This window comes from Roseobacter sp. MH60115 (assembly GCF_015644665.1).
In the GTDB taxonomy this organism is placed as follows: domain Bacteria; phylum Pseudomonadota; class Alphaproteobacteria; order Rhodobacterales; family Rhodobacteraceae; genus Roseobacter.
This window is the reverse complement of the sequence record NZ_JADOBQ010000001.1, coordinates 520,338-533,339: the sequence shown is the minus strand read 5'-3', so window position 1 is coordinate 533,339 and position 13,002 is coordinate 520,338. Positions and strand designations below refer to the sequence as shown.

11 protein-coding genes and 1 tRNA gene are annotated in these 13,002 nt (G+C 58.6%); 2 read left to right on the top strand and 10 right to left on the bottom strand.

Annotated features, from left to right (window positions below; genetic code table 11):
- The first annotated feature begins 49 nt into the window (after positions 1–49).
- Positions 50–1,519 carry a cobyric acid synthase gene (locus ISX84_RS02490; RefSeq protein ID WP_195818735.1) on the top strand — a complete coding sequence of 490 codons (1,470 nt, stop codon included), beginning with the start codon at positions 50–52 and terminating at the stop codon, positions 1,517–1,519.
- 22 nt (positions 1,520–1,541) lie between these two features.
- On the opposite strand, the gene ISX84_RS02485 is transcribed toward ISX84_RS02490, so the two are convergent.
- The 3 genes from ISX84_RS02485 to ISX84_RS02475 all read right to left on the bottom strand — a co-directional run bounded on the left by ISX84_RS02485 (position 1,542) and on the right by ISX84_RS02475 (position 4,500).
- A complete protein-coding gene (locus tag ISX84_RS02485) occupies positions 1,542–2,249 on the bottom strand; it encodes a hypothetical protein (RefSeq protein ID WP_229884043.1) in 708 nt (235 codons plus the stop codon).
- A 106-nt stretch (positions 2,250–2,355) separates the two neighbouring features.
- A complete protein-coding gene (locus ISX84_RS02480) occupies positions 2,356–3,798 on the bottom strand; it encodes a TolC family outer membrane protein (protein WP_195818733.1) in 1,443 nt (480 codons plus the stop codon).
- A gap of 48 nt (positions 3,799–3,846) precedes the next feature.
- On the bottom strand, positions 3,847–4,500 hold the full coding sequence (locus tag ISX84_RS02475) for a protein-L-isoaspartate O-methyltransferase family protein (protein WP_195818732.1): 654 nt from the start codon (positions 4,498–4,500) through the stop codon (positions 3,847–3,849).
- A gap of 146 nt (positions 4,501–4,646) precedes the next feature.
- Between ISX84_RS02475 and ISX84_RS02470 the strand changes: the two genes are divergently transcribed.
- A tRNA-Cys gene (locus tag ISX84_RS02470) sits at positions 4,647–4,720 on the top strand.
- A gap of 74 nt (positions 4,721–4,794) precedes the next feature.
- On the opposite strand, the gene ISX84_RS02465 is transcribed toward ISX84_RS02470, so the two are convergent.
- The 7 genes from ISX84_RS02465 to ISX84_RS02435 form a co-directional block, all read right to left on the bottom strand.
- Positions 4,795–5,847 carry a tyrosine-type recombinase/integrase gene (locus ISX84_RS02465; protein ID WP_326838690.1) on the bottom strand — a complete coding sequence of 351 codons (1,053 nt, stop codon included), beginning with the start codon at positions 5,845–5,847 and terminating at the stop codon, positions 4,795–4,797.
- Between the two features lie 192 nt (positions 5,848–6,039).
- Entirely contained in the window at positions 6,040–6,633 is a 594-nt protein-coding gene (locus ISX84_RS02460) for a hypothetical protein (RefSeq protein ID WP_195818731.1), read from the bottom strand.
- A gap of 236 nt (positions 6,634–6,869) precedes the next feature.
- Positions 6,870–7,481 carry an RloB family protein gene (locus ISX84_RS02455; protein ID WP_195818730.1) on the bottom strand — a complete coding sequence of 204 codons (612 nt, stop codon included), beginning with the start codon at positions 7,479–7,481 and terminating at the stop codon, positions 6,870–6,872.
- 7 nt (positions 7,482–7,488) lie between these two features.
- Positions 7,489–8,772 carry an AAA family ATPase gene (locus ISX84_RS02450; protein WP_195818729.1) on the bottom strand — a complete coding sequence of 428 codons (1,284 nt, stop codon included), beginning with the start codon at positions 8,770–8,772 and terminating at the stop codon, positions 7,489–7,491.
- Between the two features lie 204 nt (positions 8,773–8,976).
- The gene (locus ISX84_RS02445) at positions 8,977–10,824 is read right to left on the bottom strand and encodes a phage major capsid protein (RefSeq protein WP_195818728.1); all 1,848 of its coding nucleotides are present in this window, start codon (positions 10,822–10,824) and stop codon (positions 8,977–8,979) included.
- Entirely contained in the window at positions 10,814–11,221 is a 408-nt protein-coding gene (locus ISX84_RS02440) for a hypothetical protein (RefSeq protein ID WP_195818727.1), read from the bottom strand. Before ISX84_RS02440 ends, ISX84_RS02445 begins: the two co-directional genes overlap by 11 nt.
- Before the next feature lie 412 nt (positions 11,222–11,633).
- Positions 11,634–12,752, bottom strand: a complete 1,119-nt coding sequence (locus tag ISX84_RS02435; RefSeq protein WP_195818726.1) for an AAA family ATPase — start codon at positions 12,750–12,752, stop codon at positions 11,634–11,636.
- Positions 12,753–13,002: the final 250 nt, after the last annotated feature.

The window sequence follows — 13,002 nt, the reverse complement described above, 5'->3', positions numbered from 1 at the left end:
CTTTGCGCGATCATGCGTCAGGTTGCGCCAAACATCAAAGAGGAACGCCATGGCGCGCGCCATCATGATCCAGGGCACCGGCAGCAATGTCGGCAAATCGATGATCGTCGCCGGGCTCGCGCGCGCCTATACACGCCGGGGCCTTGCCGTGCGCCCGTTCAAGCCGCAGAACATGTCGAACAACGCCGCCGTGACCGTCGATGGCGGTGAAATCGGGCGGGCGCAGGCGTTGCAGGCAAAGGCAGCCGGGATCGCGCCGCACACGGATATGAACCCAGTGCTGCTGAAACCGCAATCGAGCACCGGCGCGCAGATCATCGTGCAGGGTCAGGTCTATGGCCAACAGGACGCGCGAGACTTCGGGGCGGCCAAGGATCGGCTGATGCCCTTTGTGCTGGAGAGCTTCCACCGGCTGGCGGAGGGCTGCGACCTGATTCTTGTCGAAGGCGCTGGCAGTCCGGCGGAAACCAATCTGCGCGCCCGCGACATCGCCAATATGGGGTTTGCCCGCGCGGCTGACGTGCCCGTGGTGCTGATGGGGGATATTGATCGCGGCGGCGTCATCGCGCAGATCGTGGGCACGCAGGCCGTCCTTGACGACGCGGATCGTGATCTCATTAAAGCCTTTACAATCAACAAATTCCGGGGCGACGCTCGCCTTTTTGATGAAGGTCGTGACGATACTTGCGCCCGCACCGGGTGGCCTTGTCTGGGCGTTGTCCCCTGGTTCGACGGCGCGGGCCGTTTGCCAGCCGAAGATGTCGCCGATCTGCCCGCACGGGCCAGATCAGGCGGTACCGGCCTCACTGTCGTGGTGCCCCAGCTGCCGCGCATCTCCAACTTTGACGATCTGGACCCGCTGGCCGCCGAGCCGAATGTCAACGTCATCATCGCGTCGCAGGGTGCGCCCCTGCCGGTTGAAGCCGATGTCATCCTTCTCGGCGGCAGCAAATCGACGCTGTCAGATCTCGCCGCCCTGCGCGCCGAAGGCTGGGATATCGACATTGCCGCCCACGTCCGTCGCGGCGGGCACGTGCTGGGCCTGTGTGGCGGCTACCAGATACTGGGCAATTCGATTGCGGACCCCGAAGGGATCGAAGGGCCGCCGGGGGCCGCTGCCGGTCTTGGGCATCTGGACGTGGAGACCGTGCTGCACCCGCGCAAGACGCTGGCGCTGAGCCATGGAACCCATCTGGAGAGCGGCACTGCGCTCAGCGGTTACGAGATACACATGGGGGATACGCAGGGGCCGGATTGCGCATATCCTTGGCTCGACATTGGCGGAACACCGACGGGGGCAACTGCCAAGAACGGCCAGATCCAAGGCTGTTACCTGCATGGGATTTTCAGCTCGGACGCGTTTCGCGCCGCCTGGCTTGCGCAGTTCGGACAGACTTCACAGACGACCTATGACATCCAAGTCGAGGCGACGCTGGATGATCTGGCGGACCATCTGGAAACCCACCTCGATCTGGACGCGCTGCTTGCGTTGGCGCAGCCGCCGGTCCTCCGCGCCTAGCCAGACGTATCAACGGACCAGATCAGTCGAGGTCGCGCGCCGCCAACGCCCGGTGGATTTCGCGGCGAACCAGCTTGCGCACGTTGCGGGTGATCCGCTCTCCCAAGGGCCCCTGCAACTCGGAGCGCACGATATCTGCGACCAGCTCCCGCAGGGCCTCTTCGTCCAGAACCTGATCATCCCCCGGACCCTTTTCATCCTGGATCTCGGCGGGCGCTGCATCGGCAGCATCAGTCTCATGCTCATCACGCACCGGCGCACCGGTCGCATCCAGATCGGCAGTCTCCGGCCAGGCCATGCCGGCGGATTCCGTGCCTGCATAGTCGTCTTTGCTGATCCCGTCCGGTTCCCATTGATCGGACGTCTTCGCAATGGCGGTCTCAAGCTCTGCGATTTTTGCCGTGAGCGCGTCAACAGCGCGCTGCGGCGTCTCGGGGTGACCAGCTGTGTCCGGCCCGCTTGCTTTGTCCCCAGAAACTGCTTCTTCGGGAAAAGATGGGGCGACCCGCTGGCCCTCCGGACTCGAGGCGCCATCACCCACCACCTCGTCATCTGACGGGCTCCCAGGGTCGTCAGGCAGTTGCACGGCGTCAGTCGGTTCCAGCCGGAGCACGCCACTTTCTGAGACCCGAAGCTGCGGCGACAGCATCAAACGCCCCGATCTTTCGGACGCTGCAGAAGACGCGCCCTGCACCTTATTGTCGCCCACGAGGCGACGGATTGAAGACAATACGTCCTCTACATCAGAATTGGACACCGACTTTGACATATTGCACCACGCTTGGTCACCACAACCCTACCCCTCAGGCGCATGCCGCACAATGGGGCGTTGGTTCTCAGTCTTTCTGCAACGCCCGCAAAACGCGATTGAGACGCTGGCCCTGCGCAGAAGACGGCACCGGCGCATCCTTCACCAGATCATAGTAGGCGCTGGGGTCGTATTGCTGCACGCCGAGCGACAAGTCTCTGGCCGTCAGCCGTCCGGTGGCCTGCAGGACCGCGTAAGCCGCAACATAAAGGTTGGCCTGCGCGGAGATACGGGAGGTTTCCGCATCCAGCAGTTCCTGTTCCGCATCCAGCACATCCAGCGTGGTCCGCGCGCCCAGCGTGGCCTCTTCCCGCACACCTTCAAAGGCAATGCGTGCGGCACGAATACGCTCTTCGCTGGCCTGCAGGCTGGCGCGCTGTGCCGCCAGGGACGCATAGGCGTTCCCCACATCCTGAGACACCTGCTTGCGCACCTCAATGAGGTTGCCGCGCTGACTATCACGCGACGCCATAGCGGAGCGAATACCGGAAGAGAGGGCACCACCGCGGTAAATCGGACCGCTCAGCTCGATGCCAACGCTGCCGGACCGCGTGTAGTCACTGTTTCCGAAGTCCTCGGAAACACCGAGCGATCCCACAGCTGACACAGTCGGATTGAGAGCGGCCTTCGCCCGCAGGATATTGAGCTCTGCCACAGCCACAAAATGCTGGGCCGCGCGCAAATCCGGATGGCTTTGGATGGCCCGGGCCCGCGCGTTTTCCACATTGCTTTCAAGCCTTGGAAGCGACGGCGGAGGCGACAGTTGGCCAGGGGTGTTGCCCACCACGTTGCGATACTCTTCGACCGCCTGCAAAAGATCGCCCTGCGCGGTTGCCAGACCGCTGCGCGCTTCGGCCAGGCTCGCTTCGGCTTGCGCCACGTCGGTGCGGGTCACCTCACCCACTTCGAACCGGTCCTGTGCGGCGCGCAGTTCCTGTGTTAGCAGCCTCAGGTTGTTCTGGCGCAGCGAGACGAATTCACGGGCGGCGACCACATTCAGGTAGGCCGAGACCGCGCGCAACAGAACGCTTTGCTCCAGGCTTATGAGCTGCTGACGCGTGCCAAGAACGGTTTCCTTGGCCGCATCCACACCCAGCGATGTGGCACCGCCGTCATAAAGCAAAAGGGATGCCGCCAGCCCGATGGTCCCGGTGGTGGATTCCAGTTCACTCAAGGTGGAGCTGCCTGTTGTCGTCAAAGACCGGCGATCGCCGAAATCGCGGGTCAGATCGGCGCTATAGCTCAGAATGGGCCTCAAGGCGGCAACAGCGGCGGCAACATCCTCGTCAGCCGCGCGCAGAAGGGCCCGGTTCTGCTCCAGAAGCCCGCTGGTTTTATACGCCCCCACCAGCGCATCCGCCAATGTTTCCGCCTTCATCTGCTGTCCCGCCAGAACGACCAAAAGGCCCGCTGACCAGGCGATCCCTCGACAGAGGGATGTCAACCGTTTCGATTTCTTCGCTTGGGCCATTTTGATACGCCTCTTCCTGCCATTGCCCTGCCCGGGCCTCTGATTATTCTAGAATTCGAATGCTTTTTCCTTGGCGAAACCTGCCAATACCGGTGCGCCTGCGTTGAAGGACATGCGCCAGGAAATCGTGCCACCCTGCTTGTGTCCAATGCGGACCTCACCGAGCGCGCCCTGCATGAAGAGGCAGGCGACGCGACCGCCCTCCTTGAGCTGATCCTGCAACGCCAAGGGCAGTTCGGCAACCCCGCCCTGCACCAGCATCACGTCATAGGGCCCGTGCTGTGCCGCCCCTTCGGCAAGCGGTCCCACATGTAAAATCACATTATCGATGCCTGCATCCGCCAAAGCTTCCTGCGCTTCGGATGCCATGGCCTCATCCTCCTCGAGGGCAACGACGGCCTCAGCCATATGCGCGATCACGGCAGAGGAATATCCCATGGCCGCGCCCACATCGAGCACCAGTTCGTCATTGGAAACATCCAATGCATCCAGCATCTTGGCGAGCGTCCTTGGTTCAAGAATTACACGGCCCGACCCCAGTTCGAGGTTTTCGCCCATATAGGCCGCTTCCCGCTGCGCCGCCGGCACAAAGTTTTCGCGTGCGATGGTCAGCATCGCGTCGATGATGGGAAACTTGGTCACGTCTGACGGCCTAACCTGCGTATCTACCATCATCGTGCGGCGGGCGGCGAAATCGGTCATGTGGCTAAACTCGTCCGTTCAGTTGTGTATTTGTCAGATGTGCCACATCCATCCGCCTGCGGCAACGCTCATACGCCGTATTTTGCCGCATTGTGGCACTTGCAGCACCATAGCTAATCGGATAGCACTGCGCGCACACCATGCAAGGCGAGTTGGCGGAGTGGTGACGCAGCGGATTGCAAATCCGTGTACACCGGTTCGATTCCGGTACTCGCCTCCATCTGTTTTCAAGCACTTGGCAGAATACTGCGAATGCGCGGGCTGCGTCGTTTACAGGGGCGTTTACAGTTTTGTTCATGCTACACCCCCTTTGGCGCGCGCCAGTTTCACTAGAACCGCGTCAGTTTCGTCCGGCGAAACCCTCGCATAGTGCTCGATCACGTTCGCCGCATAGCGAATTGACCAGCCCATGTGATTGGCGATCTCGGCAAGGGAAAGCCCGGCGTTGAGCAGCCGCGTTGCAGCCGTTCCGCGCGCGTCATAGAGGCGGAGTTCGTCTGATAGGTTGGCTTTGTCGCGCCACTGGCGAACACCCTCTGACGCCCGGTGCGGCGTCAGCCGGTTGCCGTTAGCGTTGGTGAGTATGAGAAGGCGGTCCGAGGGCGTCGCGTCGATAATCTCAGCTAAAGCGGGCGTAATCGGAATGTGGGCGAGTCGCTTGCGCTTGTTCGTCCTGACCCGCAGACGACGGCCGCCCGGCGTGTCTTCGATATGCGCCGATGTCAGTTTGATTAGATCGGCAGGCCGCAGGCCTGTCTCACAAGCAGCGCAGAGAATCCGGCGCGCCCATTCCGGCGCGATTGCATTGAAAGCCTCGCGATCAGCGGGGGTCCAGACGATTTCCGAGCGGTCAACTTCATAGAGGCGGTGCAGTTTGTGGCAATGGTGTTCGGCTAGCTTGCCCTCATCCACCGCCCAATTAAGGATTCTGACGGCGTGAGTACCGGCCATGTCGTGCTGCTTCGGCGAGTGCTTCCAGAGCGCCCGCCATGCGTTCAACTCGCCTCGTGCCCCGCGTTCCTCGAATATCACAGCGGGCGCATCCTTGAAATGCTCTGCAAATCTTAGGCCCCACTTCCGAATATCAGCCTGAGACCGCTCACCTTTGGGCATTGCGGTACTCGAAAGGAAGTCATCCACCATCTGCGGAGTCATGTAGTCAGCGGGCTTCGGCCGGGCCGCAGCTTCGGCATAAGCCTGATAAAAGCCCGGATCTCGCGGTTTGCGGTTATCGTCTTCCCAAAATTTTGGGCCGCCCCTCCAAGCATAAAAGTGAAAGCGGCTCCTGCCGCTTGCCAGCTTGCGCCTGACACGATGAACGCCCTTTGGTAAATCAGCTTGCGGCACGGCTCGCCTTCCACTTTTCGAGGGGTGTTACATCTACGTCGGCTAGATCGCCGCCCGAACCCGCGGTTATCAGAAATCGACTGCCGTCAGCCGCCTCCACCGCGACTGTGACACGTTCATATCCGGCCATCTTGGCGGCCTCGAACGCGGGGGCAAGATCGGCCTTACGAATTGCAGAGCGACGACTTGCCATCAATTCAACCCCTCTCGGATCGCGTTGGGCGACAAGTCCAGGACTTTCGCGATTTCATCCCAAATTCCGTTGAGGCTCATCATAATAAATGGTGAACCGTCGAAAACGTCAGGAAGCAAGGCTTCCATTATTTGAAATGGCGACAACGTTTGACTGTCGAACATTGGGTCCGCATCTGACACAACGATGAAATCGGGAACGTCAAAGGGTGACGATGCGTGTTGCGAAATCGCAATCCAAGTCTGCCCTTTTCTAAAGGCTGGACCCGGTAGACGTTGGCCCCATTCACTGTCAGTATTTTGAAGTCCCGTCAGCGCTGACCAGACAACCTTTGAACCAATATTGTAAGCACGTTCAACCTCGATGCCACAGTCGATCGCTCTAAGTGCAATAGCACCCTGTAAGACTGCATGAACCGACAGATGTACTTGCGCGCCGCGGCCCCATCCTTGGGGCTTGGCATGTTCCCTTTTGTCGGCGTCCGATAGAGCCAAAATCTGGCCTTTGGCGCGATGCTGCTTGTAGCGGCTAGCATTTGGACCCATCGCTTTGAGTGCCAGATTGATGGGGAAGGTATACATATTGAAACTCATAGCGGCCCCTAAAGTCATATACTGATGTATATGTTATGACTCAAGCTGTAGCATACATTTGAAGGTGTTGCGTAATTCGGCTGTTTCCGTGCTAACCGTGCGCTCGCGTTAATCTTGCGCGTACGCTCTCTTGACGTGCCGCGCTATGTACATCCGCAATGACGCGATTGAACCATCTAGCTATTTTGATGAGAAACAAATTTGGAGCCAAGCGCCACAGTATGATAGACGCTCCTCTATTTTACTCGCATCGCTTTGGTCAGGTTGTGAACCGTTGTCAGGGGGGCATGGCCACCGTCGGCATCGCGCCGGTTCTTCAAAGTTTCAGCTCTCTGCTCAGCTGCTTGTACGTGAACAAGAAGCTCTTTGAAGTCGGGCACTTTTCGAGATGCTCTTGTGTATCCAGCACATAGATTTTCACACTCTTTTTGCGTCAAATGTCGATGTTCGTCGCGGTCGTAGTCAGCGAAGTGAAGAATTAACCAAACCTCAAAACAAGGGTTCGAATATCCGGTCTGAATGCCCAAAGATTCCGCACGGGCCAGCGTCTCATCAACGTCGGGGTGCTCATCGCGATCAAAAACGATCCAAACCTCATCGCGATTTCCATTTTCTCTTTGATAACGACGGCGTGAAATCTCGAATTTTTTTTCTTCAGCCAAGGATAGTAGCGTTTTGGGGACGCCATTTTGAGTATCGCAGATTACTTCGACAATCGAAGAGCAAGCAAACCTTTGATATGCTCGGATGTACTGTGGCTCAGTGTTTTGACCCTCGGCAAAAACATAGATCTTGCGCCTAACTGGTCTTGTGCCAACTTTTCTTTTTAGTCGCTTAGATGCTCGCATCATTTACTCAATTGGATTTCATTTGAAGATCACTAAAATCGGGCATAACAGGGAGAGCGCCATACCTTCCAGCGAGATACGATTTTTCAAAAATCTCTCCTTTTCGAGCAACTATCTCAGCTAATGAAAAATACTCTGATTCCCCACTTACTTCCTTCTCAACAAACCAAATTTCGTCACGGCGCAAAAACTCAGGGTCAAGCAAGTTTGTGTCGTGAGTAGTGGCGATTATCTGTGCATTGTGCTTATTGACGTTTGGGTCAAAAAACAGAGCCAACATAGCCTTTACTGCAACACTATGGAGGCTGGCGTCCAACTCGTCGATTATAGCGACCTGTCCCTTGTCCAGAGTTTCGAAAATTCTGTTCATTATGATAAGAAGACGTCTGGTTCCTGCGCTTTCTAAACTACCCTCAAAAAACCTCTTTTCGCCGCTTTTCGTCATGTGACCAAGTTCAATTTTGAAGTCCTTTTCCGCTTCTTCATCCCAGTTAGAAGGGGCTGGTGAGTCTGTGTGTTTTTCCATCAACGCTTTAATATCTGTAAGCATCGCCTTAAACTCTTCTGGTCTGCTTACTTCTGTTTGCTGATACCCAACGACGCCAGTTCCAATAGCTTCGAGAAAACTTATAGTGCGCTCATCTATTTCGTTCTCCCGGAAAGCCACATCAATCACGTGGCCACCTACCGAAATACGATTTGAAAAATACATGTCCTCAAAGAAAGAGAAGATGGCACTCAACTCCTCATGCTTGTTCTGCGTTGCTACTGAGAGGAAAAGCGCATTTTCCCGCAAAAATCTTTGCAGTGTGCGTTTTTCACCTTTCATCCCAGATCCGAAGCTGATGGACCCATCTTTGCGCTCAAAGAGCTTCCTCCGCCGTCCCTCAGGATAAGAGTACAACGATTCTTCGAAAAACTGACGTTCGTCAAAAGAAAAGCCATAGTCATATCGAACGCTGTTGACCATGAAAGATACTTCAAAAGCAGTTGGTTCGCCCTCGAAATCGTCATCCAACAAAAACGGCCGAGCAGGCAGCGAGGCTTCCCGCGCCGCATCTCTATGCGAGTCAAGCACCAGACGTCTCATGATGCTAATGGCATTGACAAGGTTTGATTTTCCCGCGGCATTTGCTCCGTAGATAATCGCGCAAGGCAAAACCCCATTGCCTCCTCCTGGAACCGACAATTCGAGCGGATCTCTAGGACCCTTGAGTTTAGAACCAACAAGCGACAGTGTTTGAGTATCGCTTATCGACTTGTAATTTGTTGCGCTAAAACTCAGCAGCATCTTGCTTCTCTCATTTGAACGGCCTCGTTCGCCGTATTAAACGCGGAAATTTGTAAATTTTCCGCAAATATTGCGTCCAAACGGATACACGCTGTATAGCGGGCTGTCAAACTCGTAGGAGTTGTCCTACCGACATCGGTCTCCGTTCGTTTCCAGTAAGGACCGGCAGTGAAGGCGCGGCCCCGAAGGGCCGCGCCATAATGGTTAGGTCTGGATGTCGGTGACAGCGGCGAAGGACTGGGCATTTCTCAGAACAATGTCCCACTCGCTATGCGCCGTGATCCGCACGTTGCCGCGGTCGCTTTCAGTCTTGTCGTCCACGATCACATCGATCCCGCCCCATTGGCCAATCAGAAGTTCGGACCAAGCGCCGAAGATCAACGCCGACAAGTCAGCACCTGCGCCCAGCGTGAAATTCGACGGCACAAGCGACGTGAAGGCGGCTGTGTGCCCTGCGATCGACAGCGTCGAACCAGAGATTGTCAGGATCGCGGTGTCACCGCCGGGAAACTTCGGAGTGGCCAGAAGCTGGGCTTTGACTTTCGGGTTCGACAGGAACGCGAGGCTCTGCATCGGCGCGCCTGCGTCCTCGACCTGTGCCATCAAGTCCGTGACGTGCGCCCAGTTGATCGTCCGGCCGTCTGCGCCATCGGCGGGCAGTGTGCCGATCCCGGTGGTGTTGAGAATGCCTTCCGGCTCCAGTGCGGATCCGACCCCGGCGATTGCCGCGCGATCGACCGCAATCGCGATTTCGCGACGCAGATCGTTTTGCAGCACGGCGTCGAGGGCCGGGAGCGATTGCTTGATCTGACGACGGCTCATGCGGGTCCGGGCGCTCAACTGCTTGAGCGTCAGGCTCACGCTGTCAAAGTTCGGGGTGCTTTCGGTTGCGACCGCGTCTTCCGCAATCCACTCCGCAGAGGTGCCCGCGGGCATCCGCGGGACAGACACGTTCTCGCGAAGACCGGGCAGAACGCGCGCACCTAGTTGCATCACCTGCACTTCGGGACGAAGCGCGTCAATGAACTGGCTGGCCATATGTTCAGTGCCGATCAAGGCCCCGGCGTTGCCGGTTGTCAGCAGATCGCGCCCAGCAAGCGCCACGGCCGGAACATAGATACCAGTCGGGGATCGCCCAGCCGAACGCGCCAATTCTTCGGCGCATTCACGCTCGAAGCCCGCTTCCTTCCAGTTACCTGTCAGTTCCGCGGCGATTGCGCGCGTCAATGAGTACGGGCGATCTTGAGAGCGACGCAGAACGCCCATTGTCGAGCCGCTACGCGTGGGTTCGGCGCTGGAATTGTCCAAGTGGTCCATGACCTGCGAGCGGAATTTGTCGATCGAGGTGCCATCGGCGATAGCGACCGAGACAGTCTCAGGAGCCAATTCGAAGCGCTGGCCGATTGCGGTAATCTCCGCGGCGCGGCTGCGCTCTTGGGCGATTACAGCGTGGGCTTGGTCGCCCGAGTTTTCAGCAGTGATGGGAGACGTCATGTCTCTTTCCTTTCGTTGATTTTGGGTTGAGATCGCAGGCGACATCGACCTGCCAACGCCGACCAGGGCGTCCGCGGGAACGGCAACAAGCGAGATTTCGTAAGGCATCCAGCGGACCCGAACGAGAGGCATTCCGTCCAGTTCGTCAACGCGGGTGTGTTCAAGCACCTTGTAGCCAACAGAAACCGACTGAACTTCACCGGCCCGGACGCGGGCCAGCATTTCGGACCCGGCGGCGGTTTGAGCAAAGCGGACCAACGCCTGCCCCTTGCCGCCTTCGATCCAAGCGCGTTCCACAGTGCCGACCATCGCATCGAGGTCGCGTCTGTGATCCTTGAGAAGTGGGGCACTTCCCGCCGCCAAGCGGGTCATGTCCACTTCACCCGGGGCGTGGCCGAGAACTTCCCAGCCCGCCCCAAATTCGAAGGCCCGAAGCACGGGTTCCTCCGATGAAAACGACAGCTTCACCAGCCGGTCGTCCTTAATCTCTGCCGAAAGATCGACCACCACTGCGCGTGTCAGTTCCGCGCCGTTCTCGACGGTGTCATCAGGCGTCATAGCGAACGCCCTCCGATGTGGCCTCGATCAGGAAATCGATTTTCGGCTCGACCATTGATGCCAGTGCGGCAATCAAGGATGGGTTGAAGCACAGAACGGTTGCGCCGTCGGCGTGGGCCGATCTGGCGAAGCGTTCCAGCCGGTCTTCCTGATCGGAGACGATGCCCCGCGCTTTGTCTTGCTCGATCCGGTAGAACACCAACGCCTTAGGTCCCCGCGACAACGCCGCGTCGATCTTGTCGGGCGCTTCGCGAAGAACCTTGAACGCAATTGCGTCCAGCGTGTTTGCGTACTTCATTTCCCGAACCAGAAGCGCGAGCGAGGCCGCAATCACATGGGTCCGGTTTTGTTTGATCGCCTGCCCGATCTGGGCAGGACGAGAATGAAAATCCTTCATTCGGTTAATCCTTTTGATTGGGGGGACCGCTGGAGTCGCAGGCTTGCAGCGGAGAACGTGTGGTCAGTGTCATTCATGGCGGCGGCTAGCCCGCGCACCTGCGACGACCACCGCAGACGACAACAACTGCAACCCAAACCCGAAGTCCGGGGATAAATCGAAGTTGTCTGCGAAGCGGGGCGCGAATTACCCGTGTGGGAAAGACGCGAGGAAGGACCCAAAGACAGGCACGCTTGATGTACCAAACTACTGGACGTGCCACCGCCCGAAAGGCGGGGTGCAACGTCAGGGGTATAAGGGGAGAGTTGCACCCCCCCGTTGCCCGGGCGTTGCCCCAAGGTTGCACCCTGCGTTGTACCTGCCGTTGAACCAGCGTTGCCCACGCGTTGCACCATGGTATTGCCGGAGAAGATCATTGCACTCCCCCGCTCACAGTCGCGATATGAGACCGGGCCTTTGCGCCCGATCCATGCTTGTCGTTGACGATCTTGCCATTTGAGAACAGCGACTCCATGGCCGTCTTGAACGCACGCTTGGTTGTGCCCTCGGCGTCGGGATGCTCACTGAAAACCTTCGGGGCGTAGGTGTTGCTTGGCGACGCCGAGACATACCGCCCCTGCGCCTCAAACATGCCCAGCAGCTTGAGAAAGACCCTTTCTGCCTGTGCCCCTGCCGCGAGACGATCGAGGCCCATCACGGGCCGGTCAGCGACGAACGCGCCGTCTTTCCATGTCAGCAGGATTTCGTCGCCGGTGCGGGCGTAATTCGCCTTTTTGGTAGACAGACGACGTGCGTCCGGGTCCGGTTCGTATCCATCTTCGGAAATCCGTTCGAGATAGAGCCTCGATCGCACCGAAGCATTCCACGCGGTCGAGCCAGACAAACCCGACCCGCTCGAAATCCCGGTCAGCGACGGGTGCGCCAGCAGTAGGACCGCCGCGTCGTGCGTGATCGCCAAATGCCGGAGCATCCCGATAAACTGCCGGGCATGGGCGCGGTTGTTTTCCTCCCCCGCCGTGAGGTCCGCGAGCGTGTCCAAGACGACCAGAGACGGCCGCTCGATCGCCATCCACTGATCAAGCGCGGTGTAGAGCGGTGTCGGCGCAAGCGTATTGGTAGCGCGGTTCAGGACCGCCAAGAGCGCATCTTCCCCAGCAAGCGAACGATAGCTGAGATCGTGCAGTGCCTCGATCTCGACGCCTTTGGCTTTACAGATCGCATCAAGCCGCCGGTGCAATTCATCCTTATCGTCTTCGGCCGAGAGAAACGCGGCAGGCCCGCAATCCTCAACCGACCGCCCGACCCACGGCACACCCGCGACGGTCGCGACAGCCAGGCCGAGCGCAAGTGTGCTTTTCCCCGTGCCGCCGTCGCCGCCAAGCATGGTCACGGTCCCACCCGGCACGAGTCCAGGCACGAGCCATTCCCGAGGTGGGATCGGATCACCAGCAAGACCCGACGCCCGCGCGAAAAGCGATCGAGGGTCGATCGGCGCGGCTTCCGGCGATCCGGGGCGAATGAAGGCATTCATTCTGCCCCCGATCCGCGAGACACGGCAGTGAAGGGCGAAACAAGCCAGCGGTCTTCACCGTCCGCGAATACCGCGTCGATCTTGCGACGCCGGGACCTCGCGAGCTCTGTTGCCGCCGGGAGCAAAGACGGCTCAATCCGACGGAGCGCCGCGCAAGCCGACAACACGCGACCGCGCCATGACCGCGTCACACGGTTATCGGCGCACTCAAGACAAACAACAGCCGCGAGGATGTCGATCTCATCGAGCG